At 72.3% G+C, this 26,997-nt stretch carries 25 protein-coding genes and 3 tRNA genes; 15 read left to right on the top strand and 13 right to left on the bottom strand.

The genetic code is table 11. The features are described from left to right. The first annotated feature begins 1 nt into the window (after position 1). From ACQPZZ_RS32355 to ACQPZZ_RS32340, 4 genes are read left to right on the top strand one after another with little or no spacing between them, the layout of a single operon-like run. The gene (locus ACQPZZ_RS32355) at positions 2–952 is read left to right on the top strand and encodes a phosphotransferase family protein (RefSeq protein WP_432925340.1); all 951 of its coding nucleotides are present in this window, start codon (positions 2–4) and stop codon (positions 950–952) included. Next, on the top strand, positions 952–2,157 hold the full coding sequence (locus ACQPZZ_RS32350; protein WP_432925338.1) for an acyl-CoA dehydrogenase family protein: 1,206 nt from the start codon (positions 952–954) through the stop codon (positions 2,155–2,157). Before ACQPZZ_RS32355 ends, ACQPZZ_RS32350 begins: the two co-directional genes overlap by 1 nt. Before the next feature lie 6 nt (positions 2,158–2,163). Then, entirely contained in the window at positions 2,164–3,336 is a 1,173-nt protein-coding gene (locus ACQPZZ_RS32345) for an acyl-CoA dehydrogenase family protein (RefSeq protein ID WP_363646625.1), read from the top strand. Continuing rightward, complete coding sequence (locus ACQPZZ_RS32340) at positions 3,315–4,478, top strand: acyl-CoA dehydrogenase family protein (RefSeq protein WP_432925336.1); 1,164 nt, start codon at positions 3,315–3,317, stop codon at positions 4,476–4,478. The genes ACQPZZ_RS32345 and ACQPZZ_RS32340 overlap by 22 nt, the downstream gene beginning before the upstream one ends. Positions 4,479–4,497: 19 nt before the next feature. On the opposite strand, the gene ACQPZZ_RS32335 is transcribed toward ACQPZZ_RS32340, so the two are convergent. Further along, positions 4,498–5,127 (bottom strand): TetR/AcrR family transcriptional regulator, encoded by a 630-nt coding sequence (locus tag ACQPZZ_RS32335; protein WP_432925334.1) that lies wholly within the window; start codon positions 5,125–5,127, stop codon positions 4,498–4,500. Positions 5,128–5,279: 152 nt separating this feature from the next. Between ACQPZZ_RS32335 and ACQPZZ_RS32330 the strand changes: the two genes are divergently transcribed. Beyond that, entirely contained in the window at positions 5,280–6,047 is a 768-nt protein-coding gene (locus ACQPZZ_RS32330; RefSeq protein WP_432925332.1) for a nuclease-related domain-containing protein, read from the top strand. A 39-nt stretch (positions 6,048–6,086) separates the two neighbouring features. On the opposite strand, the gene ACQPZZ_RS32325 is transcribed toward ACQPZZ_RS32330, so the two are convergent. Then, complete coding sequence (locus ACQPZZ_RS32325; protein ID WP_432925330.1) at positions 6,087–7,421, bottom strand: vWA domain-containing protein; 1,335 nt, start codon at positions 7,419–7,421, stop codon at positions 6,087–6,089. A gap of 17 nt (positions 7,422–7,438) precedes the next feature. Next, complete coding sequence (locus ACQPZZ_RS32320; protein WP_432925328.1) at positions 7,439–8,287, bottom strand: AAA family ATPase; 849 nt, start codon at positions 8,285–8,287, stop codon at positions 7,439–7,441. An 89-nt stretch (positions 8,288–8,376) separates the two neighbouring features. On the opposite strand from ACQPZZ_RS32320, the gene ACQPZZ_RS32315 reads away from it, so the two are divergent. Continuing rightward, positions 8,377–8,453, top strand: a tRNA-Lys gene (locus tag ACQPZZ_RS32315). Between the two features lie 81 nt (positions 8,454–8,534). After that, positions 8,535–8,993, top strand: coding sequence for a hypothetical protein (locus ACQPZZ_RS32310; RefSeq protein ID WP_432925326.1), 459 nt, complete (start codon positions 8,535–8,537; stop codon positions 8,991–8,993). 17 nt (positions 8,994–9,010) lie between these two features. On the opposite strand, the gene ACQPZZ_RS32305 is transcribed toward ACQPZZ_RS32310, so the two are convergent. After that, the gene (locus ACQPZZ_RS32305; RefSeq protein ID WP_432925324.1) at positions 9,011–9,952 is read right to left on the bottom strand and encodes a helix-turn-helix transcriptional regulator; all 942 of its coding nucleotides are present in this window, start codon (positions 9,950–9,952) and stop codon (positions 9,011–9,013) included. 100 nt (positions 9,953–10,052) lie between these two features. On the opposite strand from ACQPZZ_RS32305, the gene ACQPZZ_RS32300 reads away from it, so the two are divergent. Together ACQPZZ_RS32300 and ACQPZZ_RS32295 are read left to right on the top strand one after the other, a co-directional pair. Continuing rightward, positions 10,053–10,973, top strand: a complete 921-nt coding sequence (locus tag ACQPZZ_RS32300) for an oxidoreductase (RefSeq protein ID WP_432925322.1) — start codon at positions 10,053–10,055, stop codon at positions 10,971–10,973. Positions 10,974–11,066: 93 nt separating this feature from the next. Beyond that, positions 11,067–12,263 carry a hypothetical protein gene (locus ACQPZZ_RS32295; RefSeq protein WP_432925320.1) on the top strand — a complete coding sequence of 399 codons (1,197 nt, stop codon included), beginning with the start codon at positions 11,067–11,069 and terminating at the stop codon, positions 12,261–12,263. Between the two features lie 53 nt (positions 12,264–12,316). On the opposite strand, the gene ACQPZZ_RS32290 is transcribed toward ACQPZZ_RS32295, so the two are convergent. The 7 genes from ACQPZZ_RS32290 to ACQPZZ_RS32260 form a co-directional block, all read right to left on the bottom strand. Next, entirely contained in the window at positions 12,317–13,564 is a 1,248-nt protein-coding gene (locus ACQPZZ_RS32290; RefSeq protein ID WP_432925318.1) for an endonuclease Q family protein, read from the bottom strand. A gap of 103 nt (positions 13,565–13,667) precedes the next feature. Then, positions 13,668–16,721: an AAA domain-containing protein gene (locus ACQPZZ_RS32285; protein ID WP_432925316.1), complete on the bottom strand. Its 3,054-nt coding sequence runs from the start codon at positions 16,719–16,721 to the stop codon at positions 13,668–13,670. 105 nt (positions 16,722–16,826) lie between these two features. Further along, positions 16,827–18,434: an SMI1/KNR4 family protein gene (locus ACQPZZ_RS32280; protein ID WP_432925314.1), complete on the bottom strand. Its 1,608-nt coding sequence runs from the start codon at positions 18,432–18,434 to the stop codon at positions 16,827–16,829. Positions 18,435–18,479: 45 nt separating this feature from the next. Then, positions 18,480–19,964 carry a hypothetical protein gene (locus ACQPZZ_RS32275; protein ID WP_432925312.1) on the bottom strand — a complete coding sequence of 495 codons (1,485 nt, stop codon included), beginning with the start codon at positions 19,962–19,964 and terminating at the stop codon, positions 18,480–18,482. 29 nt (positions 19,965–19,993) lie between these two features. Continuing rightward, positions 19,994–20,066, bottom strand: a tRNA-Gln gene (locus ACQPZZ_RS32270). A gap of 16 nt (positions 20,067–20,082) precedes the next feature. Beyond that, positions 20,083–20,155: transfer RNA gene (locus tag ACQPZZ_RS32265), tRNA-Lys, on the bottom strand. Positions 20,156–20,198: 43 nt separating this feature from the next. Beyond that, positions 20,199–21,611 (bottom strand): hypothetical protein, encoded by a 1,413-nt coding sequence (locus ACQPZZ_RS32260; protein WP_432925310.1) that lies wholly within the window; start codon positions 21,609–21,611, stop codon positions 20,199–20,201. Between the two features lie 100 nt (positions 21,612–21,711). Between ACQPZZ_RS32260 and ACQPZZ_RS32255 the strand changes: the two genes are divergently transcribed. The 3 genes from ACQPZZ_RS32255 to ACQPZZ_RS32245 all read left to right on the top strand — a co-directional run bounded on the left by ACQPZZ_RS32255 (position 21,712) and on the right by ACQPZZ_RS32245 (position 23,730). Beyond that, entirely contained in the window at positions 21,712–22,215 is a 504-nt protein-coding gene (locus ACQPZZ_RS32255; protein ID WP_432925308.1) for a GNAT family N-acetyltransferase, read from the top strand. 1 nt (position 22,216) lies between these two features. Continuing rightward, positions 22,217–22,645 (top strand): hypothetical protein, encoded by a 429-nt coding sequence (locus tag ACQPZZ_RS32250; protein ID WP_432925306.1) that lies wholly within the window; start codon positions 22,217–22,219, stop codon positions 22,643–22,645. Positions 22,646–22,773: 128 nt separating this feature from the next. Continuing rightward, positions 22,774–23,730 carry a DUF2332 domain-containing protein gene (locus ACQPZZ_RS32245; protein WP_432925304.1) on the top strand — a complete coding sequence of 319 codons (957 nt, stop codon included), beginning with the start codon at positions 22,774–22,776 and terminating at the stop codon, positions 23,728–23,730. A 6-nt stretch (positions 23,731–23,736) separates the two neighbouring features. Here the strand turns inward: ACQPZZ_RS32245 and ACQPZZ_RS32240 are convergent, their stop codons facing one another. Continuing rightward, positions 23,737–24,414: a hypothetical protein gene (locus ACQPZZ_RS32240; RefSeq protein ID WP_432925302.1), complete on the bottom strand. Its 678-nt coding sequence runs from the start codon at positions 24,412–24,414 to the stop codon at positions 23,737–23,739. Positions 24,415–24,518: 104 nt separating this feature from the next. Then, positions 24,519–25,238: an SDR family oxidoreductase gene (locus tag ACQPZZ_RS32235; RefSeq protein ID WP_432925300.1), complete on the bottom strand. Its 720-nt coding sequence runs from the start codon at positions 25,236–25,238 to the stop codon at positions 24,519–24,521. A gap of 122 nt (positions 25,239–25,360) precedes the next feature. Here ACQPZZ_RS32235 and ACQPZZ_RS32230 point away from each other — a divergent pair, with 122 nt between their 5' ends. The 3 genes from ACQPZZ_RS32230 to ACQPZZ_RS32220 are packed head-to-tail and all read left to right on the top strand — an operon-like array spanning position 25,361 to position 26,993. Further along, positions 25,361–26,212 (top strand): LysR family transcriptional regulator, encoded by an 852-nt coding sequence (locus tag ACQPZZ_RS32230; RefSeq protein ID WP_432925298.1) that lies wholly within the window; start codon positions 25,361–25,363, stop codon positions 26,210–26,212. Between the two features lie 52 nt (positions 26,213–26,264). Then, positions 26,265–26,642 carry a hypothetical protein gene (locus ACQPZZ_RS32225; RefSeq protein WP_432925296.1) on the top strand — a complete coding sequence of 126 codons (378 nt, stop codon included), beginning with the start codon at positions 26,265–26,267 and terminating at the stop codon, positions 26,640–26,642. Positions 26,643–26,681: 39 nt separating this feature from the next. Beyond that, entirely contained in the window at positions 26,682–26,993 is a 312-nt protein-coding gene (locus tag ACQPZZ_RS32220) for a hypothetical protein (protein WP_432925294.1), read from the top strand. Positions 26,994–26,997: the final 4 nt, after the last annotated feature.

Raw genomic sequence — 26,997 nt, 5'->3', positions numbered from 1 at the left:
AGTGAACGCTGACCCACCCGGCCTCGACCTCACCCGCCTCGCCGAGCACCTGCGGCGTGAGGGCCTGACCGAAGGGCCGCTCACCGCCGAGCTGATCGTGGGCGGCAAGTCCAATCTGACGTACGTCGTCAGGGACGGCACGAGCACGTACGTCGTCCGCAGGCCGCCCCTGGGGCACGTCCTCGCGACGGCGCACGACATGGGCCGCGAATACCGGGTCATGAGCGCGCTCCAGGACACGGGCGTTCCGGTGCCGCGCACCTATCACCTGTGTCAGGACCCCGACGTCGTCGGCGCGCCCTTCTACGTGATGGAGTACGTCGAGGGCGGGCAGCCGCCGCTCACCCCGGCCCTCGCCCACGGGCTGGTGGACGTGCTGGCCGCGCTCCACTCGATCACTCCCGAGCGCGTGGGCCTCGGTGACTTCGGCAGGCCCGACGGCTTCCTGCAGCGGCAGGTCGCCCGGTGGAAGCGGCAGCTCGACGCCTCGCGCAGCCGCCAGGTGCCCGGCATCGACGATCTTTACGAGCGGCTCGCCCGCGACGTGCCCGTCTCCGGTGCACCGGCCATCGTCCACGGCGACTTCAAGCTCGGCAACACGCTGATCGCCGGCGGCGAGGTGCGCGCCGTGCTCGACTGGGAGATGTCCACGCTCGGCGACCCGCTGACCGACCTGGCGCTGTTCCTCCTGTACGGCGAGGTCGCCTCGCTCGACCGGGGCGAGGCTGGGGAGGCGCCGCCCGGCTCGGAGCTGGCCGCCCACTACGGCGAGGCGTCCGGCCGTGACCTGTCCCGGCTCGGCTGGTACGTCGGCCTCGCCTGCTTCAAGCTCGCGGTGATCGCCGAGGGCATCCATTTCCGTTTCACGAAGGGGCTCACGGTGGGGGAGGGCTTCGCCGAGGTCGGCGACCAGGTCGCCTCTATCGTCGCCCGCGGGCTGATGGAGGTCTGATGGACTTCGGGTTCGACGCGACCACGAACCGTTACCGGGAACGGCTGCTGGCCTTCATGGACGAGTGCGTCCACCCCGTCGAGCACGCCTTCCACGAACAGGCGGCCGGCAGCGGCTGGAGCCCGCCGCCGCTGCTGGAGGACCTCAAGGCCGAGGCCCGCTCGCGCGGCCTGTGGAACCTTTTCCTTCCCGGAGAGCAGGGCGCGGGGCTGACCAACCTGCAGTACGCCCCGCTCGCCGAGATCATGGGCAGGTCGCCCGCCATCGCGCCGCCCGCCACCAACTGCGCCGCTCCGGACACCGGCAACATGGAGGTGCTCGCGGAGTTCGGCAGCGAGTGGCAGCGCAAGGAATACCTGGAGCCCCTGCTGGCCGGCGAGATCAGGTCGGCCTTCGCGATGACCGAGCCCGATGTCGCCTCCTCCGACGCGACGAACATCGCGACCTCCATCAGGAGGGACGGCGGGGAGTACGTCATCAACGGCCGCAAGTGGTTCATCACCGGCGCGATGAACCCCAACTGCAAGATCTTCATCGTGATGGGCAAGACCGACCCGGAGGCGCCCAGACACCGGCAGCAGAGCATGGTGCTCGTCCCGCGTGACACCCCCGGCCTGACCGTACGGCGCGGCATGACGGTCTTCGGCTACGACGACGCCGACCACGGGGGCCACGCGGAGGTGGTGTTCGAGGACGTACGGGTGCCGGTGGACAACCTCATCGGCGAGGAGGGCGGCGGCTTCGCCATCGCCCAGGCACGGCTGGGGCCCGGGCGTATCCACCACTGCATGCGGCTCATCGGCATGGCCGAGCGGGCGGTCGAGCTGATGTGCCGCCGGGTGCTGACGCGGGAGGCGTTCGGCAAGCCGCTGGCCCGGCAGGGGGTGATCCAGGACTGGATCGCCGAGTCGCGGGTGCGCATCGAGCAACTGCGCCTGCTGGTGCTGAAGACGGCCTGGCTGATGGACACGGCCGGCAACAAGGGCGCGCACACCGAGATCCAGGCCATCAAGATCGCCGGCCCGGCGACGGTGGAGTGGATCCTGGACAAGGCCATCCAGGCGCACGGCGCCGGCGGGATCAGCCAGGACTTCCCGCTGGCGGCGCTGTGGGCGGGCGCGCGGTCGCTGCGCTTCGCCGACGGTCCCGACGAGGTGCACAAGCGGTCGCTGGCCTACCGCGAACTCAAGAAATACATGGGGTGATGTGTCGTGGCATGGGATGAGGCGTCGGTCGCCGAGCGCGCCAGAGCCTTCCTCGAGGAGCACGATCCGGCGGCCACGGACCGTCTGGAGTTCCTGCGCGCCCGGTTCGACGCCGGCCTGGCCTGGGTGCACTTCCCCGAGGGCCTCGGCGGGCTCGGCGCGCCCCGGGAGCTGCAGGCCGTGGCCGACCGGGAGCTGAAGGGCACGCCCGACAACCGGCCCGGCCGGATCGGCATCGGCCTCGGCATGGCTGCCCCGACGATCCTCGCGTTCGGCACCGAGGAGCAGAAGAGGCGCTTCCTGCGGCCGCTGTGGACGGGGGAGGAGGTGTGGTGCCAGCTGTTCAGCGAGCCGGGCGCCGGTTCCGACCTCGCCACGCTGGCCACCCGCGCCGTACGCGAGGGCGACGAGTGGGTGGTGGACGGCCAGAAGGTGTGGACGTCGAGCGCGCACACCGCCCGCTGGGGCATCCTCGTGGCCCGCACCGACCCGGGCGTCCCCAAGCACCGCGGGCTGACCTACTTCGTCTGCGACATGCACGCCCCCGGCGTCGAGGTGCGACCGTTGCGCCAGATCACCGGTGAGGCCGAGTTCAACGAGGTCTTCCTGACCGAGGTGCGGCTGCCCGACGCGCTGCGGCTGGGCGAGGTGGGCGACGGCTGGCGGGTCGCGCAGACCACCCTCATGAACGAGCGGGTGGCGATCGGCGGCACCCCCGCGCGGCGCACGATGATGGGCGTCGTCGCCGAGACCTGGCGTTCCCGGCCCGAGCTGCGCACCCACGACCTGCACCAGCGGCTGCTCAGGCTCTGGGTCGACTCGGAGGTCATGCGCCTGACGGCCGTACGGCTGCGCGAGCAGCTCGCCGCCGGGCATCCGGGGCCGGAGGGGTCGGGCATGAAACTGGCCTTCGCCCGGCTCCACCAGGAGCTGTCCGGCATCGAGGTCGAGATGCTGCGCGAGGACGGCCTGGCCTACGACGACTGGACGTTCCGCCGCCCCGACACGGTCGACTTCGTCGGCCGCGAGGCGGGCTACCGCTACCTGCGCGCCAAGGGCAACTCGATCGAGGGCGGCACGTCCGAGATCCTGCGAAACATCATCGCCGAACGCGTCCTCGGCCTGCCCGCCGAGCCGCGCGCCGACAAGGACGTCGCATGGAAGGACCTCCCCCGATGACGCTGCTGTACACGGAGGTGGAGGAGGAGCTGCGGGCCGCCGTGCGCGACCTGCTCACCGACATGTGCTCCCCGTCCGCCGTGCTCGACCGCGTGGAGTCCGGCACGCCGTACGACACGGAGCTGTGGAAGGCGCTGGCCCGCGACATCGGCGTCGCCGGGCTGCTGATCCCCGAGGACCTCGGAGGTGCGGGCGCCTCGGCCCGCGAGGCCGCCGTCGTGCTGGAGGAGCTGGGCCGGGCCGTGGCTCCGGCGCCGTTCCTCGCCAGCGCCGTCCTCGCGACCCAGGCGCTCCTGGCGGCGGGGGGAGAGGGGGCCGGCGAGCTGCTGGGACGGCTGGCCGCGGGGGAGGCGACGGCCGCGCTCGCGGTGTCGTTCGCCGCCTCGCCGTACGCGCCGCCGGCTCCGGTGGCGACCTTGGGCGAGGACGGCACCGTGTCCGGCTCGATCACCGCGGTGATCGGCGCGGAGGCCGCCGACGTCCTGCTCGTGCCGGTACGGCTCGCCGGCGGCGTGGGGCTGTGCGCGGTGGAGGCGTCTCCAGCCGCCGAAGAGGCCGTCCGGGTGACGCCGGTGACCTCGCTCGACCTGACCCGGCCGATCGCGACGGTGTCGTTCGACTCGGCGCCGGCGCGGATCGTCGCGAGGGCGGACGGGCCGGAGGCGCCCTGGGCCCGGGAGGCACTGGTGCGCGGCGCCGGACTGCTCGCCTCCGAGCAGCTCGGCGTCGCCGAGTGGTGCCTCACCACGACGGTCGCGTACGTGAAGGAACGCAGGCAGTTCGCCCGGCCGGTGGGGTCGTTCCAGGCGGTCAAGCACCGGCTGGCCGACCTCTGGCTGGAGGTCGTGGGGGCCAGGGCGGCGGCACGCAACGCGGCCGCCCGGCTGGCGGAGGCGCCCGCGCCGGGACCGCTTGGCGACGACGCGGTGGTGGCCGTCGCGGTCGCGCAGGCCCACTGCGGAGCTGTGGCGGTGCACGCCGCCGAGGAGTGCGTGCAGCTCCACGGCGGTATCGGGATGACCTGGGAGCACCCGGCGCACCTCTACCTCAAGCGGGCCAAGGCCGATCAGATCGCGCTGGGCACGCCGGGCGACCACCGCGAGGCGCTGGCCGGCCCCGCGGACCTCCCCGCGCCCGCGTGAGCGGTGTTTCCGGGCCCGCTCAGGGTCGCAGCGAGTTGAGCAGGAGGTCGGCGAAGTGGCGGCCGACCTCCTGGCCGGTCAGCGGGCCCTCGGGGTGATACCAGGTGCCGAGGTGGTGGACCGAGCCGAAGAAGAAGTCGACCACCATCTCGGCGAGGATGTCGCCGCGGAAGACGCCGTCGCGCTGCCCCTCGACGACGAGGTCGCGGAACCGCTCGTGGTAGCGCCGCCGCTCGGCCCGCACGCTCTTGTACGTCTCCGGCGCGAGCTGGTGCATCGACCTGAAGAAAATCTTGGAGTCGTCCAGGTTGTCGACCGTGGTCACCACCACGTCCGTCGCCGCCGCGTGCAGCCGCTCGGTCACCGGGCCCTCCGCGTCGGCGAACCGGTTGAGGCGCTCCATCTGCAGGCGCAGCACCCGGGCGTAGATCTCGTGGAGCAGGTCGTCCTTGGAATCGAAGTAGTGGTACATGGCGCCCTTGGTGACGCCGGCCGCCGCGACGATCTCCTGTACCGACGTGCTCTCGAAACCCCGCTCGGCGAACAACCGGGTCGCCTCGGCGAGCAGGCGTTGCCGTACCGGCTCCTCCAGGGAGCCGTTCACGGGACGCTCCCCGTTCGCGCGATCCCCCGTAACGCGGCGGGCCATGCCGACCTCCTTCGTCTCTCGGGTAAAGCGTACCGACTGGTCGGTCAATGGGCGGCACTGGCGTAACTGCGCTACTTCCCTCACCTTAGGAGGGTTGGGATTCCCGCTCGGGTATCCCGGAGAAAGCCGCATGCCTAGTGTGGGGGGTTCGCGTGCCTAGTGGGTCCATCTATGTCCCGAGGGACGAGAAGTTCACCGGCGCCTCGCCGCAGAACCTGTACGAGACGTTCTGGTTCGCCGGACGCAAGAACCGGATCCGGGTGCGGGCCGTCATCACCGCCGCGGGGTTCGTCGTCGGCAATCTGGTGGGTCCGCGGCTCGGTCTCAACATGCTCGCCGCCGGCATCGGGCTGGCCCTTCTCGCGGGCGGCACCGACCTGTTCATCGCCTGGCGCCTGCACGAGCGTACGGCGGTGTGGCGGGGCAAGCGCCGAGGCGAGGTGCGCACCGGGCGCCTGCTGCGCCTCGGCCTGCGCCGGCACGGCTACCGGGTCATGGACGGCCGGGCCGTGCCCGGCGAGGCGTCGATCGACCACCTCGTCATCGGGCCGGGCGGCGTGTGGATCGTGGACAACGAGGCGTGGTCGCCCGACACCCTGATCGCGCGGTACGGCGAGCGCCTGTTCTTCGACGAGAAGTTCGGCACCTCGGTCGCCAAGGGGCTCATCTCCGCCGCCGGGTCGCTGGCCGCGCTGCTGACCAAGGAGACCGGCATCGAGGTCTCGATCGCCCCCGTGCTCGCCGTGCACGGCGGGAAGATCAAGGCCAGGGGCGGCGTGCTGCACGGCGAGGGGCTGACCGTCGCCTATCCGCGCAGGATCGCCCGCTGGGTCCGAACCCACGGCTCCGCGGAGTTCACCGAGGACCAGATCGAGCTGCTGGCCCGTACGGCGGCCCGCATCCTGCGCCGCATGAGCTGAGCACTTCCGGCCGTGTCGATTCGGGCGAAGGGAACCGACTCAGGCCAGAGTCTCGACGAAGGCGGCGAGCTGGGCGACGTTGCGGCACTCGTGCATGGGGACGACCGAGCCGTACGACGTGGCGAGGGAGTCCCCGGTGTCCCACTGGGCGCGAGGCTCGGGGTTGAGCCAGTAGGCGTGCCTGGCCTGCCCGGCCAGCCGCTTCAGCGTGCCCAGCGCGGGCGCCTGATAGTTGGACCGGGCGTCGCCCAGGATCAGCAGCGACGTCCGGGGACCGACCGCGTCGGGGAACCGTTCGGCGAAGCGCTCGAAGACGTGGCCGTAGTCGGTGCGGCCGAACCTGACGATGTCGGCCTCGTCGGTGAGGCGTCCGATGGCGTCGAGCACGTCCGCGCCCGGGGCGAACAGGCGGGTGATCTCGTCCACGGTGTCCACGAACGCGAACGCCCGCACCTTGGTGAACTGCTCCCGCAGTGCGAACGTCAGCAACAGCGTGAAGTGCGAGAACGTCGAGACCGAGTCGCTGGCGTCGCACAACACGACCAGCTCGGGCCGGTGCGGGCGGGGCGGGCGCAGATGGGTGGTGAGCGGCACCCCGCCCGTGGACAGCGAGGCCCGCACGGTGCGCCGGAAGTCGAGCCGTCCGCGCCGTCCGCGCCTGTGCCGGATCGACAGCCGGGTGGCCAGGCGGCGGGCGAGGGGATGCACCTCCCGCCGGAGCCGGGCCAGCTCGTCCTTGGTCGCGCGCAGGAAGTCGACCCGGTCGATCGGCGGCCGGACCGCCGACCTGGCGATCTTCTCGACGCCCGACTCCTCGGCGATCCTGCGGCGTACGTCGGCGGCGACGGCCTCGGTGAACGCCCCGACGGTCCGCTCGACGTGCCGCCGGGCGACCTTCTCCGGCAGGCCGCCGCGCTCGTCGAGCATGGCGTTCAGCATCCGGGCCACCAGCGTCTCGGGCGACAGCGCGCGCAGCACCGGGAAGGAGAACCACGACTGCCTGCCCGGCGCCGCCCGCACCTGCCCGAACCGGCCGACCATCGCCCGGGCGAACTCCCGGAACGCGGGATCGGCCGGATCGCCCATCAGCAGCTCCGCCAGCCGCTCGCGAAGCTCGGGCAGCTCGGCGTCCGCGGCGACGGCGGTGCCTTCGGCGCCGGTGATCACCGGTGGGAACCACAGGTCGAAGAGCGTGTCGAACCCCGGCCGGTGCGCGGGCCGCTTCACCAGCGTCGCGGCGTACGCCTCCCGGAGCGTCTCCCGCTGAGCCAGGTCGACGACCATGAGCGCGCGGGCCGCGTCCAGCCCCTCGGCCGGGGAGACCGGCAGCCCGGCCGCCCGCAGGGCGTGGACGAACCCGACGTGCCGGTCCACGAGGGACTCCGGGGAAGTCACGACCGTGTCGGCAGGCCGAGCTCCTTGGCGGCCCGCACCTGGTCGGAGTTGTGCTTGAGCACCACGCCCAGTGTCTCGCCGATCAGCGCCTCGTCCAGCTCCGTACGGCCGAGGGCGAGCAGGGTGTGCGCCCAGTCGACGGTCTCGGCGATCGACGGCGACTTCTTCAGCTCCAGCCCGCGCAGCGTGGCCACCGTACGGGCGAGCTGCTCGGCGATGCCCGCGGGCAGCTCGGGCACCTGCGCGAGCAGGATGTCGCGCTCCCGTTCCGGCGTGGGGTAGTCGAGGTGGAGATAGAGGCAGCGCCGCTTGAGCGCCTCCGACAGCTCGCGGGTCGCGTTCGAGGTCAGCACGACGTAGGGCCGGCGCACGGCGGTGATCGTGCCCAGCTCGGGAATCGTGACCTGGTAGTCGGACAGGATCTCCAGCAGCAGACCCTCGACCTCGACGTCGGCCTTGTCGGTCTCGTCGATGAGCAGCACGGTGGGCTCCTCGCTCCTGATCGCCTTCAGGAGGGGACGCTCCAGCAGGAACTCCTCGGAGAAGATGTCGTCCCAGGCGCCGTCGTCGGCCTGGATGCGCAGCAGCTGCTTCTTGTAGTTCCACTCGTACAGCGCCCGCGCCTCGTCCAGGCCCTCGTAGCACTGCAGGCGGGTGAACCGGGCGCCGGTGGCCTCGGCGACGGCCTTGGCGAGCTGGGTCTTGCCCACTCCCGCGGGTCCCTCCGCCAGCAGCGGCTTGCCCAGCGCCCCGGCGAGGAACACCGATGTCGCGATGCCGTCGTCGGCAAGGTAGTCGACGGCCGCCAGCCGCCCGCGGACCTCGTCAGGCGAGGCGAACCACATGTGCGCTCCCAACCGCTGATAACCGAATGTTGTTCTACTCTAGCCCGATTTTGACCGCTCTGAGGTGTGCGATAACCTCTAAGAGCTCTGCGCCGCTAGCTCAGTTGGTTAGAGCAGCTGACTCTTAATCAGCGGGTCCGGGGTTCGAGTCCCTGGCGGCGCACCAGCGAGAAACCCCAGGCAGGTGTCACCGGCCTGGGGTTTTTCATTCAGTTTTCCCAATCAGGACGGCAGTAACATGGGCGCCATGCATCCGCCGGTGCCACCCGCCCCATGGAGCCAGCCGCCCCCACCCGCTCCTCCGGGGGCGCAGGGGCACCTCATTCTCGACGTGCAGCGGCACTGGCTGAGCTTCATGCTGGCCATCCTCACGCCGAAGATCGTCATCAACGGGCATCAGGTGCCGGGCCGGTGGGGACGCAACACGATCCCGCTTCCTCCCGGCCAATACCATCTTCACGTCCATCTGCCCTATCTCCTCCCCCCACAGGTCGGTCCGGCGGATCTGACGATCTGGCTCCAGCCCGGCATGGCGCTCGAACTCGAATACCGCGCCCCCATGTGGACCTTCTTCAGAGGCGCCCTCGGCCCCGCCCCCCAGCCGTGGAACGGAAAGGGCTGCGCGATCACGTCCCTGGCGCTCGCGGGCGGCATGCTGCTGCTTCTGCTGGTGCTGATCGTCGTCGCGGTGCTCTCGATCGGCTGACGCCGGGGAGGGCCTCGTCACGGAGAACCGTGCGCCGAGGCCCCGGTCCGTCTCCGGCGCACCACGTCGGAGAGCCCAGGTCGTCCTCCGGCCTGGGCTTCCCGCGGCGCCCGGGTGGCGTACAGGGACGCGAGCAGTTGCAGGCGTTCGGCGTCCGCGGTGCCGGGCTCGGCCGTGTAGACGAGCAGGACCGGACCGGGATTGCCGGGCAGGGGATAGACGTCCCAGTCGAGGGTGATGTCGCCGGCCTGAGGGTGCCGGAACAGCTTCGTCCCGTGAACCGTCTCGCGCACCTCGTGCCGGGCCCAGAGCCGGCGGAAGTCCGCGCTGCGGATGCTCAGCTCGCCGATGATCGTGGTCGCGCGCGGATGGGTCGGATCGGTCGCGACGGCGGCCCGCAGCATGCCGATGTACTCCAGGGCGGTGGTCTCCCAGTCGGGGCAGCGCGCCCGGGTTCCGGGGTCCTCGAACAGCACCATGAGCATGTTCCGCCGCCCCGGCGGCAGGGGCTCCGGATCGCCGAGCAGCGCCTCGGCGAGTGTGTTCCACGCGAGCACGTCGAGGTGCCGGCCGAGCACGACCGCGGGGGTGTGCATCACGTGCAGCAGGCGCCGGGTGCTGTCCGGCACGCGTTCCGGGGCCCGGCGGGTGCGAACGGCCGCCGGCCGGCGTGCCGCCCGCGCGAGGGTGAACAGATGCCGGCGTTCCTCGTCGTCGAGGTCGAGCGCGGAGGCGAGGCCGTCGAGCACCTCGTCGGAGGGCCGCACCTCACGGCCCTGCTCCATGCGCTGGTAGTAATCGGTGCTCAGCCCGGCCAGCAGCGCGACCTCCTCGCGCCGCAGGCCGGCCACCTTGCGCCGGGGCCCCGGCTCGAGGCCGACGTCCTGCGGGCGCAACCGGCCGCGCCGGGCACGCAGGAAGTCGCCGAGTTCGCGGGCGTACGGGTGGTTGACGGCCATGACGCCAGTCTGCCGCTGCGGTCCGCGCCCAAGGTAGGTCTGGCGTTCCCAGGCAAACGCGTGCGACCGAACTCCGGTGACTCCGTCCTAGCGTCGTCGCATGACCGAATGGAACGCCAGTCACATCCCCGACCAGCACGGCCGGGTCGCCGTCGTCACCGGCGCGAACTCGGGGCTCGGCCTGGTCACCGCGACCGAACTCGCCCGGCACGGGGCACACGTCGTGATGGCCGTGCGCGACACCGCCGCCGGCGAGCGAGAGGCCGAGGCGATCCGGCGCTCCGCGCCACGGGCCGAGATCGAGGTGCGTGAGCTCGACCTGGCCTCTCTCGCGTCGGTGCACGCGTTCGCGCAGGACCTGACCGCCGATCTCCCGGCGATCGACCTGCTGGTCAACAACGCCGGCGTGGTCCTCCTCGGCCCCGCCCGCACGACGGCCGACGGGTTCGAGCTGCAGCTCGGCACCAACATGCTCGGCCACTTCGCCCTCACCGGCCTGCTGCTCGACACCCTCGGGCGAGCGGACGCCGCACGGGTGGTCAGCCTCAGCTCGATCACCCACAAGAACGCCCACCTCGACTTCGACGACCTGATGTCGCGGCGCGACTTCAAGGCCGGCCGGGCGTACGGCCGATCCAAGCTCGCCACCACCGTCTTCGGCCTCGAACTCGACCGCCGGCTGCGCGCCGCGGGCTCACCGGTCGTCAGCGTCATCGCCCACCCCGGACTGTCCAGGAGCAATCTCACCCCCAGGGCCTGGGAGCACCGCGGCCGGATCGGGCGTGTCTTCGCCCGGGGCGGGCTGCTGATGACGCAGCCGGCCGAGCGGGGGGCGCTGCCCCAGCTCTTCGCCGCGACCGCGCCCGATGTGCGCGGCGGCCAGTTCTTCGGACCGTCCGGCTTCATGGAGACGCGCGGCCGGGTCGTGGAGGTCCGCCCCAGCACGGAGGCGGCCGACCCGGGTGTCGGGCGGCGCCTGTGGACCGCGGCCGAGGCGCTGACCGGCGTCACCTACCTCTGATCCCGGCCGGGACTGTCCCTGCACCGCCCCGGATTGTCGGTGCGCCGTGAGAGGCTCCCGCTCACCGAGCGAACGATCTTCGAAAGGGGCGGCATGGCGCGGATGATCCGGGCGATCGACGACGAGGTCTACGTCGAGGACGACGCCTTCGGGCTCTACGACACCGATGTCTCCATCGACAGCGCGGGAAGCGATCACTGGGCCGCCGTCCGTCTGGAGGCCTGGGACGGCGAGCCGCCACCCGCGGACGAGTCCTGGGAGACGGCCGACCGGCTGACGTTCGAGGCCGAGACCGGGATCGTCGCGCTGGTCATGCCGGAAGGGACGGGTCATGACTTCCTGATCGGCCCGCCGTACTTCGAGTACGCCGTCGCGGTGTACAGCAAGGGCGGAGGCGACCTGGAGGAGGCTCAGGAGCGCTGGTATGAGGCGTTCGAGGAGGGCGTCGAAGAGCCCGTACGCGGAGTGGAGAGGTGGCTGCTGCGCTTCTGGCCCCTTCGTGACGTCTTCGACCCCCTCCGGCACATGCGGGCGTTTCCGTACAGTGAGTCAAGGCAGATGGAGCAGGTCACCCGGCAGACCGAGCCCGTCGAGGTGCCGGTGCCGCTGTCGGAGGCGTCGCAGTGGCCGGCCTCGCAGCCGAACGAGATGCGGCCCACCTTCGAGGAGTGGCTGCGGCGCCAGGAGACGCTGCTCCTGAGCACGGACGGCGTCACCGTCCACCAGTGGCTGCGCGACCACGGCGTGCCAGTCGAGGACGGAGCCGAGATCACTCCGGAGATCATGTGGTCGCGGACCCGCCCGGGACGCTACCGGGACCTCCTCGTCGACCGGCGGTACGCACGGGAGTCCGAGACGGACGGGCTTCCCAAGGGTTTCGACGAGTGGGAGGAGCACGAGCAGGTCGAGCACCTGCGCCGGCTGGAGGACGACGAGCGGATCGCGGATGAGCTGAACCCCCACCAGCGGCCGACCTTCTACGTCTACTACGGCGACCCGATGGCGCTGCCGGGGGCGGTTCGCGGCCTGACCTGCCGAATGTGGCGCTGGGAGCCCGAGATCCCGTGGAAGCCGGTCAGGGACGGCGAGATGACCTGCCACCGCGAGGTCCTCGCTCGCGACATCCTGCGGCGCAGGATCCTCGTCACCGCGATCGTCACCATCGTGCGGGTGGAGGAGATCGGCGGCCTCATCAGCCCGCGCTACGTGGTTCGCGACGCCGAGCCCGTGGAGGCCGCGCGCGTCCTGTGCGCCGAGGCGACCTGGCGCGACGACCGCGACCCCGCCTGACCCCGTGGTGTGAGGAGCCTGCGGAGGACGCCGCGTCCGGCCCGCGGGCCGGGCTAGGCCGCCGGGTCGAGGGTGCGGATCACGCCGAACTCGCCGTCGTAGCCGGGGTCCTTCGACACCTCTCCCCGGCGCAGACGGCCGACCGCCTCGGCGAGGCGCGGCGACTGGGCGGCGATGTCGTCGAGAGGGAGGTCGCCGAGGATCGCGAGCTCCGGTCCGAGCGCGGCCACGAGCCTGTCGGTCTCGGTGCTCACCTTCTTGCTCTTCGCCCCCACGCCGAGGATTTCGGCCAGGAGATCCGGCAACGGGACGAGGTTGCGGAAGCCCGCCGCGTGGCGGGGAGGGCCGCCTCCCGGGCGGTCGGCCAGGTCCTCGACCCTGCTGAGCACGCCGACCGTGAGCGTGCGGCCGCACACGGGGCAGAGCCCGCCGAGCTCGCGGGTCTCCTCCGGATCGAGGCGCACGCCGCACTTGCGGTGGCCGTCGACGTGGTACTTGCCCGCCTCGGGAAAGAACTCGGTCGTGCCGCACAGGCCGGAGCCGGTGCGCAGTGCGCGCTCGATCGCGAAGTAGTCGAGCTCGGTCTCGAACACCGTGGTCTCACGGCCGACGATCGGCGGCGAGTGCGCGTCGGAGTAGCTGACCAGCCGATACCCGTCGAGGCCGGAGACGCGCCACATCATGGCCGGATCGGCCGACAGCCCGGTCTCCAGCGCGAAGATCTGGCCGGTGAGGTCGCCGAAACACTCCTCGAGGTCGTCGAACCCCGATTTCGAGCCGAGCAGGCCGAACCACGGCGTCCAGACGTGCGCGGGCACCAGGTAGGCGCCCTCGCCGCAGGCCAGGACGGCCTCCAGCAGGTCACGGGAGCTCATGCGCACGGTGGGCCGGCCGTCCACGGAAAGGTCGGCGACTTTCGCGAGGCCGCGGTTGAACTCCTCGGCCTGGTCGAATCCGGGCAGGTAGACGAGATGGTGGATCTTCCTGGAGCGGCCGCCCCTGGAGTAGACGGTGGAGATCTCCACCGACAGCATGTACCGCACGGGGGAGCGGGCCACGCTTTCCGGCAGCGCCGCGGCGACGTCGCGATCGAGGTCGTCGCGCAGCCGGAACAGCCCCGGCTCGGCCGGCACCAGAGCCGTGCGCAGCCGGTCCAGCCAGGCCGGATGGGTGAAGTCGCCGGTGCCCATCAGCGTGACGCCCTTGCGCCGGGCCCACCAGGTCAGCTGCTCCAGGTCGCTGTTCTTGCTGCACGCGTAGGCGTACCTGGAGTGCATGTGCAGGTCGGCGTGGAAACGCACGGTGACCTCTCCCGATCGGCTTGACTCTGGATCTACCAGGTTGCCGGTCAGGGAAGGGCCAAACGTGCCCTTGCTCTGAGATGACGCGACAGGGGGCCGCTCGTCACGTGCCGGGCAGCCATCGCTCGATCGCCTCGCGCGGCAGGTCGGCGTCGACATGCCACAGTTTCCGCTCCCGATCCCAGCCCGGTGTGCCGCCCGCGTTCCGTACGGCCTGCTTGAACTCGTCCTTCTCCTCCCGCGGGACCTTGATGTAGAGCTTGCCGCCGGCCGCACCGGCCGGTCCGGCGCCGTCGTCCGGCGACGTGCGGGGCCTCGCCCAGTCCGGCCTGCCCCGCGCCGGGCGCTCCATCCGCGCGCGGTCGACGATGTGCCGGACGCGGCGGCAGGAGGCCGGATCGGTGATCCGCATCATCAGGTCGGTGGGACCGACGTTCGCCAGCAGGTTGAGCGACCCGTGCCACAACACCGTGTCGTCGATGATGAGCACCTTCTCGTGCATGCGCTCGCGGACGGCGACCCGGCACCCCGCCGCCTCCAGCTCGCGGACGAGGGCGTCCCGGCGCGGGTCGTCGGACTGGTCGCGGGTGTGCACGGTGATCCGCACGCCCGCCCGCGCCCGCGGGCCGAGATGACGGAGCCATCTGCGCACCGGAGCCGGGTCGAGGAAGGCGCAGTAGACGTCGATGCCGGTCTGTGCGCGGGCCACGTCCCATTCGATCGCGCGGGGAACCTCGTCCGCGGGAAAGAAGGCCGGACGCGCGAGTTCCTCGTCGGGGAGCCCGGCGAGGTCGGCCGCGCAGCGGAACGGGACGAGATCGTCCACGGACAGCGCACGCGCGTGCCGTTCCAGGTGCGCGAGCATGCGGGCCGCCTCGCTGCCGGGCGGGAGCCGTTCGTGGAGGAATCGGGTGTCGGCGACGACGACGAGATGGTCCTGGGCGCGGCTGAGCGCCACGTTGAGCAGGCGACAGGTCGACGAGGCCAGCCCGGTGTGCTCGTAGAAGTAGCCGACCCTGTCCCCGGCCCCCGCGACGGTGTCGATGACCACGAGCGGGCGCTGGCTGCCCTGGAAACGGTGAACCGTGTCGACCAGACCCTCGTATTCCTGACCGAATCGGTAGGTCAGACTGTCGCGGAGCGCCTTCACCTGGTCCCTGTACGGGGCGATGACGGCCATCCGATCGCTCGGCCGTGTGCCGGCCGGCACTCCCGTCCACTTCCTGGCCGGGAGGACCTCGTCGTACTGCAGGCCACGGACGAGCTCGTGGATGACGGCCTCGTGCACGGGGTTGGTCTTGTGCCCGCCCGTCCGGCCGCCGCCGTGCGGCAGGCGGCGTGGAGCCGTGTCGACGAGGACCAGCGGAGCGTCGATCAGCGGGGACGCGGGGAGCCGGCCGAGGTCGTTCCGGCCGGTCCGCAGCGGCGCGTCGGGATAGGCCACCGCGTTGACCAACTCGCAGATCACCGGACGCATCCGGTATTGGGTGTCGAGGCACACCAGGCGCGGGTCGGTCCGCCGGACCGTGCCCGCCGCGTCCAGCAGACCGGCGGTGGAGAAGGGATCGCGGTCCATCCAGAGCTCGGCATGCGCCCGGTCCGCGGGCGAGGCCTGACGGTCGCCGGAAGCCTTCGTCACCGCGGGCAGCTGCCGGAAGTCGCCCGCGACGACGACCCTGCGGCCGGCGAGGCCGGCGGCCCACCAGGCCGACGGGGTGTTCACCATGCCGGCCTCGTCGAGGATCACGACGTCGATCGCGTCGAGGAGCCTGCGCGACTGGACCGCCCTGGCCACGGTGGCCCCCATCACCCGGCAGTTCGCCCGGACGAGGTCGGCGGTCTTGCCCAGTTCCTGTTCGAGGGCCGTCAGCCGCTCGCGCAGCGCGTCCGCGGCCTGCTGAAGGGGGGCGCGCGCGGGAACCCGGCGAAGCCGCTCACGCAGACTCTCCACGCGGGACTGCGCCGAGCTCACCTCATCCGCGTGGAGCCGCTGAGTCGTGAGGGCGTCGTGCAGGCGCCGGTCGAGGACGATCAGCGCGTCGCCGTGCTCCCAGCGGGCCTGGCCGAGCTGATCCAACCTCGCCTGCTTCCTGCGCGCGAACAGTCCGGACGGCGTGCCGATCTCCCGTGTCTCCTGGTCGATCCCGGCGAGGGCGGCCTGCCGTTCGCGGATCTCGTTTCCCAGGGACGTCACCTCGTCCGCCGCCTGGCCGAGCCGGGCGCGCAGGTCCCGCAGGTGACGCTCCGCCTCCTCCGCCTCTCCGTAGAGTGCGAGGTCGCGCACCGCCGCCTCCAGCCGCTCGCGTACGTCGGCGATCTGGGCGGTCAGCGCGGCGGCCAGCCGGGGTGCGATCCTCCTGGGATCGATGTGCTCACCGAATTTGGCGGCGAGAGAGGCGAGTTCGATGTCTCCCGCCCGCTGCACGAGCCCGGCGCCGAAGCTCTCCTCCCCCGACAGCAGGTCGCAGACGCGCTCGAGCGCCTGGTCCACCGCCACCTTCGTGGGCGCGACGAAGAGCACCCGAAGGCCCTGCCGGCAGCAGCCCTCGGCGATGGAGGCCACCACGTCGGTCTTACCGGTGCCAGGCGGACCCCAGATGAAGGTGATCTCGCTGCCGAGCGCCTGCTCGATGGCGCGGCGCTGTGCGGCGTTGAGCGCACGCTCCCGGTAGCCGCGGATGAAGCGCTCCGGGGTGGCGCAGCGGTCGAGACGGGGCCGGCCCATGCCGACCATCCATCCCGCCGTTGTGAGGTTCACCGCGTCGTCGCCCGCCCCTACGGATGCCAGGCGATCGGCGAGGCTCTCCCAGCCGGCCGAGTCGTCGAGGCGCACCTGCGCGTTGCCCGGCCGGCCGCCCAGGTCCGCATCGGTGCAAACTTTTATCGTGCCGTCGGGCATCCGCGTCGCCTCGGCCCTCGACCACACGCCACGTGAGCGTGACAGCCGGACGAGGAGCTTCGCTCCCGAGAACGCGTCCTTCCACCGCTTGCAGTGGAAGAGGTACTCCCGCGTTTCGCCCGTATCGGCAATTTTCTGTCCGGATGTCAACGACACCTTTTCACCGTCGCCCTCGCTGCGCAGCTCGGCGGCGATCTCCAGTCGCACCGCTCGCAGCAGCTCATCGGCCGGAAAAGGGACGTTCCGCGAACCTGTCATCGATCTCCCGGAGGAAGCAGGGCAGGATGCCGGCGCAGATCTCGAACATACCCGTGCGGCGCGCGGTGGGCAGGGCCAATCGTCATCCCGGCGTCAGGCGGGCCGTCACCCGGACGTGGTGCTCTCCCAGTCCAGCTCGCCCTTGGCGACCTTCGGCCGCCAGCCGCGGATCGGCCTGCCGGTCTCCAGCGACCTCGTGGTCGCCTTCAGCAGCGCCAGGTAGGACGGCCACACGACGTCGCCCTCCACGGTGAGGCCCTCCTCGTTGAAGAACTCGCCGGTCTTCCCCGTACGGGTGTCGACGAACAGGTTCCCGCCGTCGATGGCGTACGCGAAGGGGATCAGGCGGCCGTGCCACCAGTAATCGTCGGAGCCTCCGCCGATGTCGCAGAGCATCTTCCACTCGCTGCGGATGTGCCTGGCGGACATCAGCTCGTAGAACGGGGCGGGGCCGAACCCCAACGAGCCCGCGCCGTCGTGCCGCAGCAGCGACGCCCGCAGGTCGTCGGGGAAACGCAGCCCCATCGCCGCCTCCGACCTGGCGATGTCCAGAGGCCGGGCCGGCGGCCGCAGCCGTTTGAACGTGACGGGCGCCTTCCGGGCCAGCCACCGCTCGACGCGCCGCCACACCGCGTTCACCTCGGCGGTGACGCGCGGCCCCGGCATACGCACCCGGGGCGTACGGCGGGGCGGCAGGCACCCCCCGGCCCGCAGCTCCTCGGCCGTCGGCTTCTCCGGGGTCGGTTCCACGGTGGGCGTGGGGCTGGGGGACGGCCGGGGGCCGCCGGCGCAACCCGGCCGCGCAGGGGCGGGCTCCCCGGCCCAGCGCAGCTCGCAGCTCCCGGTGACGACCGGATACCAGTCCCGCAGCGCCTCACCCCGCTCCAGGGCGCCCGCCAGCGCCTCCAGCATCGCCAGATGCGACGGCCAGCCCATCGGGCCGTCGTACCTCAGCTTCTCCTGCGACCTGGCCTCACCCACCCGGCCGGTACGCGGCTCGACGAACAACTCCCGGCCGCGGGCGTCGCTGCCGATGGCGAGGAGGCTGCCGTGCCACGTCCCGTCCTCGGGGTCGGCCGCGTCCAGGTCGCCCTCCATCACCAGGTCCTCGCAGTTGCCCCAGTTGATGTAGTCGATGTCGGACAGACCGAGCAGGCCGTACGACGAGGGGAGCTGGAACCCGGCCCCCAGGTTGCCGCCGGCGCCGTCGTGCCGCAGATAGGAGGCATACAGGTCGTCGGGCAGGCGGCGGCCGTGATCGGCCTCCCACCCGGCGAGGCGCTGGGGGCCGGCGCCGAACTCGAGCGCGCGCAGCGTGGCCGAGGCGTGCGCACCGAGCCAGCGTTCGATGCGATCCCACGCCTGGTTCACCCGCGCCGTCACGGCGGGGTCGAGCGGACGCGGGGTGTACGTGGGCTCGTCGTCCACGAAGACCGGCTCCTGCGCCTGGCCGGGCCCGGCCGCGCTCTCCTCGTCCTCCCACTGGATCGGCGGGCAGCCGACGGCCTTCGCCTCCTCCGCGGTGAGCGCGCCGGCCTTCATGTCGGCTTCGAACGCGGGGTCGTCGCAGGACAGCGACACGGTGCCGCCCATGGACATGGAGGAGCACATCACCGTCTCCTCCAGGAGATCCGGCTCGCCGGCCGCCCCCGCCAGGAGGAGCACGGCCACGAGCACCGGCCGTACGACGCGTGCCCACCGCGGTGCGATCACCCGCGCACTTTATCGATCTTGTGACTCTCGTACCGGGAAAATCGCCTATAACCGCAGATGCCAGCGCAACAGGTGCGCGGTCTGCTCACCCAGCGCGTCGTACGCCCGCTCGACCAGCGCCGCAAGCTCGCGGCGGAGCGGCTCGGATGGTTCCGCGTACGCGGTGGCCGCCCAGCGGGCGAGCCAGTCGTCCACGCCCACCCGGGCCCGTTCGCGGAGTGGCTCGTCCGATCCGGACAGGAGGATCAGGTCGGTCTTGAGCCTGTTCCACGTGCCCGTCCCGGCGAGCAGCCGGCGGGCCGCCCGTCGTACGTGCGGGGGACGGCCGTCGCCGAGCAACGGCCACAACCGGTCGGCCGGCGGAGGCGTGTCGCGCAGCGCCTCGGCGACGTGACGGACGACGACCGGCGCGGGATCGACGAGCATCGCGGCGAGGTCGATCCGCGCCCCCAGACGGACCGTGGCGCGTACGGCCTCCGCCCGGACGCGGGGGCTCTCGTCGGCCAGGTACGGCAGGACGATCGGGGCGTCGGCGGAAGTGCCGCACTCACCCAGCCCGGCGACCAGGCGCCGCAGCCCGTGACCCGGTCGCTCGCCGAGCAGGCGGCGGTAGAACTCCGCGGGGTCGCCGCCCGCGCGCCGGACCGCCCACTGCGCGGTCAGTCGCACCACCGGGGAGTTGTCGCCGAGCATCCGCTCCCCGTGTTCCGGCGCGCCGAGCCGCACCAGGGCGGCCAGCGCGGTGGCACGCACCCGGGCCGCCCGGTTCGCCAGCAGTCCCCGCAGCAGGTCGGGGCGGTCCAGCCCGGCGACCGCCTCCGCGCACAGCGTTCGGCAGACGATGTCCTCCTCGTGTCGCGCCGCGTGGACCAGGCCCGCCTCGCTCAGACGACCGGCGTCGAGGCAGGCCCGGTAGGCGAACCGGCGCGTGGGGATGTCGGGGCTGCCGCGCAGGGTCGTGAGGATCTCGTCGCCCGCCCGCGTGATCGCGTCACGCACCATGCGGACGGCCGCTTCGCCGCGTCGCCGTTTCCGGAGCCGTACGGCGACCGGCGCGACGGCCGCCAAGACGGTCGCGGTGGGCTCCACGAGCACCTGTTCCAGGGCGCCCGCAGCCGCCGACCGCACCTCGGGCACCCAGTCGGCGGTCCGGATCGCCAGGATCGGCAGCAGCCGCGAGTCGTGACGCATGGCGGGATGCCGGACGGCGCGCTCCCGCTCGTGACCGTCGTGAGCGCAGGCCGCGGCCAGCACCGCGAGCGGGGTGTCCGGTGCGGGGGGCCTGCGGCGGAGGCGCCACAGGCCGCGCGGCTCAGGCACTGGAGCGACCGTGGGCGCCGAGTACCACATCGCACGCCGCGCGAGATCGAGCTCGAGCCACAGCCAGGGTGGGGCCGCCGCGAGGGCGTCGAGAGCGCGTTCGGCGTGCTCGCGATCGGCCGCCGCCAGGAACAGGCCCTTCCACAGGTCCCACAGCACGTACCGATGGCCCGGCGCGGCCCTGGCGACGAGCGTCTCGAGGGAATTCATCACCTCACCATGGTCCAGGCTGTGGAGGTCCTCGCCGGCCGGGCTCGAACCGGCGCCCACCCGGTCCCAGAGCCGGGCGCTCTACCGCTGAGCTACGACGAGGACGCTCCATCATGGGCACCGCCGGCCGGGCTCGAACCGGCGCCCACCCGGATGAAGAGCCGGGCGTTCTACCCCTGAACTACGGCGGGACCGGGGTCCAGTCTGCTCGACCGCCCCCGGCCACGCCACGGATTAATCCGTCTCCAGGGCGGAGGGCAGGTCGCCGATCACGACGCCGCTCTGAAGTCCGTGCAGGGCGTCCGGAGCCGTGTCGGGCCTGACGGGACGGCCGCTGAACACCCCTGCCCGGCGCAGCAGTGCCGCCCACACCGGATCGGCGACGGCGACCCCGTGCACCAGCTCGGGCGTCGGCCGGAACACCGCGACACGGCGCTTGGGCGCGGGCGCGGTCCAGCCCGACTTCTCCGGGTCCAGCCCCGCCGTACGGCAGGCCGCCTCGACGTCCGCTCGGGTGCAGGACGCCGTGCCGTCCAGCACCGCCCAAGGCGGCGGCAGAGCGGCCCAGACCCGGGTGGCGGGATCGACGTCGCCGCCGGTCGAGCGGTGCCAGGCCGTCAGGTCCGCGGCCATCAGCCGCATCGCCTTTCCCGGACAGGACGCGTCCAGCAGCTCAAGCGCGTTCAGGGAGGCGAGGCACGCGAGCCACCCGGCGCGGGCCGCGTTGTAGGCCCCCGCCAGGGAGTTCCACGTGCTGGAGTCGTCGCCGGGCCGGACGACCATCGTCGCCCGGTCCGTGGCCGGCCGCCACCGGTCGCCCAGCAGCCGGGCGGCGTGCCGCATGACCGCCGACCACTGACCGAGCAGCCGTCCGCGCTCCCCGTCGTCGAGACGGTCCAGCACATCGGGTGTGGGCCGGACCTGCGCGATCAGCCACCAGTCCGCGTCGTCACCACATCGGTTGAGAAGGACCTCAGCGATCTCGTCGAAGGGATTGTCCCGCCCCGAGAGGCTGAACTCGCGGCGCAGCTTGCGGCGTGCGGTGTAGTACGCCACGAAGCAGGCGGCGTCCGGGTCCGCGACGAACCTCTCCAGCGAAATGTCCGCGCCGAAGCCGGTGACGCCGATCAGCAGCAGCCGTCGCTTGTCCTGCTCGGTCTCAAGCGTGCCCGCCTTCGCGGCGATGCGGCGCAGCATCCGGAACCTGCGGTTGTACTGGCGCTTCGACAGGTCCATCCCGGCGGCCTCCCGGGCCTCGCGGTTGAGCCGGTCGGCCAGGAAGTCACTTCGGCCGGGTGTCCATCCGATCGAGTGCCCGACCGCGCTCGCGTACTCCAGCAGGGACCCGGGGTCGTCGGGGTCGACCTCCGCCGGTCCGTCGAACAGCCGGGCCGCCACCGCCACCTGGCGCGCTCCGCCCACGGGACGGGCGTAGTCGCTCGGCATCGAGGTGAACCACGCGGCGCCGCGCGAGGAGTGCCGCGCGGCACGGGCGAGTACGTTGCGCTCGCGGCCCGACAGCCGTCCTGCCAGCGCCCGGAGGACCAGCTCGGCGACGTCCTCGGGCCGGTAGCGGCGGTCCAGCGAGCCGTGCAGCTCGGCCAGTGCCTCCTCGCGGGAGCGCTCGGAAGCCTTGCGGTGCTTCATGCCCGCCATGATGTCCACAGTGCCCGCCGGGAAGCGATCGGTTATCCGCGCATGGAAAACCGCTGGGCGTACGGCCCGCGGACGGGGGAGACTTCGGCGCATGCACGACACCATCGCGGCGGACCGGCTCACGTTGCGGCCACTGACCGTGCAGGACGCGGACGAGATGGCGGAGGTGCTGACGGGAGAGGAGCTGTACGCCTTCATCGGCGGGGCCGCGCCGACCGTGCCCGAACTACGCGCCCGGTACGCCAGGCTGGAGACCGGCCGGTCCCCGGACGGACGGCAGGAGTGGCTCAACTGGATCATCCGCCGCGACACGGACGGGCGGGCGCTCGGCTATGTCCAGGCGACCGTGACGGACGAGGGGCGGAGGGCCGAGGTCGCGTGGGTCGTGGGGACCCCCTGGCAGGGCCGTGGGTACGCCTCCGAGGCCGCGGCGGCCCTGGCCGGATGGCTGCGTGCACGCGGCGTCGCCCGCATCGAGGCCCACATCCATCCCGACAACCACGCGTCCATGACGGTGGCAGGCCGGATCGGTTTGCTGCCCACCGACCACATCGAGGACGGCGAGCGCCTGTGGGCCTGGGACCGACCGGCCTGACATGTCCTCGAACAGCCTCAATAAGCCCGGTGTCATAGCCGCGTGTGCTGCCTTGCTGTTGTTCGCGGCGCTTGCCATGACGGCGAATGTTCGCAAAGCGCACTGGCATACGATCGCCTGGGTGACGCCGTCACCCGATGAGCGGACGCTGACAGCGACGTTCACCGTCTACGGGCCCAAGGACGGCGACGGCCGCTTCTGCTGGGAAGTGACGGACACGGAAGTGCAGGAGTCGCTCTCCCAGGTGACGATCGGCGTTCAGATGAGCAATCCGTGTGCGCCCCTGCTGTCCTGGGGGACGATAAAACTGCCGGACAATGGACGCCGCTTCGATGTGCAGCTGCATCTTCGTGCTCCTTTGAGGGGACGGACTGTCATCGAGAAAGAAAGCAGGCAGGAGATCGAGGTCGTCCGGCCGGACGAGGGTTAGCGGCAGGGCGGTTGCCGGCGATATGGCTCGCGGCAGTAGCCCGGAAACGCCACCGGGACCGATACCCCGGCGCGGACCGGGCTCGGACTGATTCGATGGGGGCTGCGGCGTTTCTCGGGGAGGCGGGCATGGAGACGGCGGAGTGGTATCGGTACTTCGCGGAGCGGGAGGTCAGGGGGCACAGCCCGGCGTACGAGTCGCTGGCCCTCGGGATCGCCGCCGACCCCGGGCTGCTCGAACTGGTCGACGGCCTGCCTGAGCCGAAGCGGCAGCCGAACCTGCTGCTGGCGGCGGTGCGTTTCCTCGGCGGGCCGTACGACGAGTTCGGCCGTTTCCGGCAGTGGACCGTGAGCCACTGGGCCGAGGTGCGGGAGACGATGCTCGCCCGGCGGACGCAGACCAACGAGGCGGGCCGGTGCGCGAGCCTGCTGCCGGTGCTGGCGGCGCTGCCGCAGCCGCTGGCCCTGATCGAGGTGGGGGCGTCGGCGGGCCTGTGCCTCTGTCCGGACCGCTACCGCTACCGCTACGACGACGGGCCCGAGATCGGGCCGGCCGAAAGCCCGGTCCTGCTCACCTGCCGGACGAACGGCAAGGTGCCGGTGCCGGAGCGCCTGCCCGAGGTCGTGTGGCGGGCCGGGCTGGATCTCGACCCCGTCGACGTACGCGACGACGAGGCGGTGCGCTGGCTGGAGTGCCTGGTGTGGCCGGAGCAGGAGAACCGGCTCACGCGGCTGCGCGGAGCGGTGCGGATGGCGAGGCGCGACCCGCCGCGCCTGGTGCGCGGGGACGCCCTGGCGGCCCTGCCCGGTCTTGTCGCCGCCGCGCCCGCGGGGGCGACGACCGTGGTCTTCCACAGCGCGGTCATGCCCTACCTGGACGCCGAGGCGCGGGACCGCTTCGTCACGCTCGTACGCGGCCTCCCCGTGCGGTGGATCTCCAACGAGGGCTCGCCCCGGCTGCCCGCACTGCTCGCGAAGCTGACGGCCGAGCTGCCGGACGGGCGGCTGGCGTTCCTGCCCGCGCTCGACGGGGAACCGCTCGCGATGGCGGGACCGCACGGCGAGTGGCTCGACTGGCTCGCCTGAGGAGTCTCACCAGGTGAGCCACAGCTCCTCCGGCCCCCTGTGGATGAGCGTGGGGGCCATGACGACCGGCCGGTCCGCCGCGAGCCGCAGCCCGGGCAGCCGCCGGGTCAGGATCTCCAGGGTGATCAGCACCTGTTCGCGGGCGAGCTGAGCCCCCGGACAGGAGTGCACGCCGTGCCCGAAGGTGCAGCACCGCGGTGCAGAGCGGTAGCCGACCTCCACCGCCATCGGCACGTGCTCGGGGTCGAGACCCAGCAGGTGCCCGATGACCTCCCCGGGCAGCCTCCTGGCGTACGCGCCTACCAGCTCGACCGGAGAGGCGAAGGCGTCGACGAGCGACTCGGCGCGTTCCCGGATGAACGGTACGACCGAGGCGACCCGGGCGGGTGACAGCCCCCGGACGAGCGGGACCTGGTAGCGCTGGTGCGCCGCCCCGTCGGAGGTGACCACCACGGGCGCGCCGCCGACGCCCTTGCCGAGTTCGGCGAGCACGGACGGCTCGGCGACGAAGTCTCCGCGCAGCGCGTTGGCCGAGGAGAAGACCTCCGGACTGCGCAGCACCTCCCGCACGTCGGCGTCCCTGGCGACCAGCCAGGCGTTCATCTCGGGGAGAAAGGTCAGCCCGGGGGTCTCACGGGCCTTCGCGTAGACCGGGTAGGGGTCGCGGAGCAGCGCGTCGGACATGCGGGGGCCTCCCGTGATCGGACTCCGGTTCCTCCCGCCATACTGATCGGCTCCGGCCGGTACGTGAACGGTCCGCGCGGACACCGAGGATCAAGGCAAGGTACTCAGACCAAGATGGCGCCTCCGTCGACCGTGATGACGGTGCCGGTGGCGAACGGCTGGGTCATGGCGAACAGGTAGGCCTGGGCGACCTCGTCGGTCTCGCCGACGCGGCCGGCGGGGACGGCGGCGGCGGTCTCCTGGTACATCCGCTCGCGGTCGGCCTCGTCCATCCGGCCCCACAGCGGGGAGCGCACCACGCCGGGTGAGATCGCGTTGACCCGGATCGGGGCGAGTTCGACGGCGAGCGCCCTGGTGAGGGACTCCATCGCGCCGCAGACCGCGGCCGCGACCGCCCAGCCGGGGCCCGGCCGGTCCTTGGCGATCCCGGTGGTCAACGTCACCGAGCCGCCCGGGCGCAGGTGCGGGGCCGCCGCCCGCACGGCCGCGAGCGCGCCGAAGAAGCGCACGGTGAAGAACGACTTCGCCTGCTCGGGGTCGAGCGTCGCGAGAGGGGTCAGCTCCAGCGGTTCGCCCGCCGTGTAGACGAGGTGGTGGATCTCGCCGAGGTCCTCGAACAGGGAGCGGACGCGTTCGGTCCGGGAGAGGTCGGCGACCCGGCCCTGGGCGCCGGCCGGCAGTGCCGCCAGGGCGCGGTCGACGCCCGCCGAAGTGCTGGAGGCCACGAGGACCTCGGCCCCCTCCTCGGCCGCGGCGCGTGCCGTGGCCAGTCCGATGCCCGAGGTGCCGCCGAGGACGACGACGCGCTGCCCGTGAAGCTTCATGGTGGTGACCTTTCAACAGAATCGGAGGTGTCTCCACTTTGCGATCGCACATGGGCGGGCGTCCAAGACCTGTCCGGGCGCCTGTAATACCCTCAGGGCATCAGTCCTGCGAGGAGGCGCCGGTGGACGTGGACCTGCGCAAGCTGCGTTACTTCATGGCGGTCGCGGAGCGGCTGCACTTCGGGCGGGCGGCCGAGGCGCTGCACATCGCGCAGCCCGTGCTGTCCCGGCAGATCAGGGCGTTGGAGGGCGAGCTCAGGGCCCAGCTGTTCGTCCGCACCAGGCGGGGCACCGAGCTGACGCCCGCCGGCGAGCAACTCCTGGAGGACGCCCGGCCGCTGCTCGCCGCCGCCGAGGCGTTGCGGCGGCGGGTCGGCCGGGCCGCCCGCGGCCCCCGGACCTTCACCGTGGCCTTCATGCCCGGCCTGATCGTCACCCCGGCCGTGCGCGCCCTGTCCGCCCGGCATCCCGAACTCACCGTCGAGGTGCTCCGCACGAGCTGGGACGACCAGATCGACGTCATCCGGGACGGGCGGGCCGACGTCGGCTACGTCCGGCTGCCGGTGGACCGGCGCGGGCTGCGGCTGCGGCCGCTGTTCGCCGAGCCGCGCGTCGTGGTCCTGCCGGCCGGCCATCCGCTGGCCGCCAAGGACGCCGTCGACGTCGCCGACCTGGCGGGCGAGTGCCTGCTGCAGAACCCCGCCACGGTGCCGGAGTGGCCCGGTGACGCTCCCCGGACGGAACCCGCTGTGCGAACGGTCGAGGAGAAGCTGGAGCACGTGGCGGCGGAGCGTGGCGTCGTGATCCTTCCGCTGTCCGCCGCGACGTTCTACACCCGTTCCGATGTGGCGCACGTGCCCGTCCGGGACCTCCCGCCCAACGAGGTCTGCATCGCGTGGGACGCCGGCCGCCGCGGCCGGCTCATCCAGGAGTTCGTCGACCTCGCCGCCGATCTGCAAGGGGAAGGGCCGTGAGGGCGTGGGATCGGCACCGCGGGGGGTAAGGACAGACCGGAAGGAGAAGGGCATGCCTGATCCTGCGGAAACGGAGCGGCTGCGCCAGGTCGTGGACGAGGTCTTCCACGACCGTCCCCGCGTGACGCGCCGCGACCTCTACTCCGCCGCCGCCGCGGACATCCGCGTGCCGGCCGAGACCCTCGCCCTTCTGCATGAGATCCCCGAGGCCTCCTACAGCCGGCAGGAGATGCTGGAGGCCATCGAGGGGGCCGTACGAGACCGGGACGAGGCGGGGCGGGCGGCACGGCGACCGGAACAGATCAGCGCGCTGGAGGACACGGCCGAGGCCGAGCACGCCATCGCCGACGACACCACGTTGAGCGCGCTGATGCAGGAGTCCTCCGGCCCTCCGCCGGACGCGCCGCTGTTCCGGGAGCCGGGCGAGTGAGAGTCCCGGCGGCGCACGAGAAGGCGCACGAGGAGGAGGGTGACGCGATGCGAACCGGCCGCCGACGGGCGTACGGTGACCGGGCAGGCGCCGGTCCCCTCGTCGGCCAAGGCCGGCACGCCCGTGCGGATCTGGCTGGACCGCGACGGCAGGCCGGGCGAGGGCCCGCGGAGCCGGATCGACACGGTCGCCGACGGCGTCGCGTCCGGAACGGCCGCGGCGGCGCTGTCGCTGACGGCCCTGCTGGCGTGCCTCGCCCTGGCCCGGCGCCGTCTCGATCACCGCAGGTACGCCGCCTGGGACGCCGGATGGACCGCGATGAACCGGCGGCGCAAGCCCGAGGACGCGTGAGCAG

The sequence above is a fragment of the Microbispora sp. CA-135349 genome (assembly GCF_050947365.1).
In the GTDB taxonomy this organism is placed as follows: Bacteria; Actinomycetota; Actinomycetes; order Streptosporangiales; family Streptosporangiaceae; genus Microbispora.
Note: the sequence above shows the minus strand (reverse complement) of the source record. Positions and strands in the feature narration are given on the sequence as shown.

Coding starts and splice junctions, on each gene's coding strand:
- ACQPZZ_RS32240 (WP_432925302.1), bottom strand. CDS start 24,414: ATGTCCGACGCGCTGCTCCGCGACCCCTACCCGGTCTACGCGAAGGCC.
- ACQPZZ_RS32350 (WP_432925338.1), top strand. CDS start 952: ATGGACTTCGGGTTCGACGCGACCACGAACCGTTACCGGGAACGGCTG.
- ACQPZZ_RS32340 (WP_432925336.1), top strand. CDS start 3,315: ATGGAAGGACCTCCCCCGATGACGCTGCTGTACACGGAGGTGGAGGAG.
- ACQPZZ_RS32285 (WP_432925316.1), bottom strand. CDS start 16,721: ATGACAGGTTCGCGGAACGTCCCTTTTCCGGCCGATGAGCTGCTGCGA.
- ACQPZZ_RS32245 (WP_432925304.1), top strand. CDS start 22,774: ATGGAGACGGCGGAGTGGTATCGGTACTTCGCGGAGCGGGAGGTCAGG.
- ACQPZZ_RS32275 (WP_432925312.1), bottom strand. CDS start 19,964: ATGAATTCCCTCGAGACGCTCGTCGCCAGGGCCGCGCCGGGCCATCGG.
- ACQPZZ_RS32260 (WP_432925310.1), bottom strand. CDS start 21,611: ATGAAGCACCGCAAGGCTTCCGAGCGCTCCCGCGAGGAGGCACTGGCC.
- ACQPZZ_RS32225 (WP_432925296.1), top strand. CDS start 26,265: ATGCCTGATCCTGCGGAAACGGAGCGGCTGCGCCAGGTCGTGGACGAG.
- ACQPZZ_RS32235 (WP_432925300.1), bottom strand. CDS start 25,238: ATGAAGCTTCACGGGCAGCGCGTCGTCGTCCTCGGCGGCACCTCGGGC.
- ACQPZZ_RS32295 (WP_432925320.1), top strand. CDS start 11,067: ATGGCGCGGATGATCCGGGCGATCGACGACGAGGTCTACGTCGAGGAC.
- ACQPZZ_RS32250 (WP_432925306.1), top strand. CDS start 22,217: ATGTCCTCGAACAGCCTCAATAAGCCCGGTGTCATAGCCGCGTGTGCT.
- ACQPZZ_RS32300 (WP_432925322.1), top strand. CDS start 10,053: ATGACCGAATGGAACGCCAGTCACATCCCCGACCAGCACGGCCGGGTC.
- ACQPZZ_RS32255 (WP_432925308.1), top strand. CDS start 21,712: ATGCACGACACCATCGCGGCGGACCGGCTCACGTTGCGGCCACTGACC.
- ACQPZZ_RS32335 (WP_432925334.1), bottom strand. CDS start 5,127: ATGGCCCGCCGCGTTACGGGGGATCGCGCGAACGGGGAGCGTCCCGTG.
- ACQPZZ_RS32320 (WP_432925328.1), bottom strand. CDS start 8,287: ATGTGGTTCGCCTCGCCTGACGAGGTCCGCGGGCGGCTGGCGGCCGTC.
- ACQPZZ_RS32310 (WP_432925326.1), top strand. CDS start 8,535: ATGCATCCGCCGGTGCCACCCGCCCCATGGAGCCAGCCGCCCCCACCC.
- ACQPZZ_RS32305 (WP_432925324.1), bottom strand. CDS start 9,952: ATGGCCGTCAACCACCCGTACGCCCGCGAACTCGGCGACTTCCTGCGT.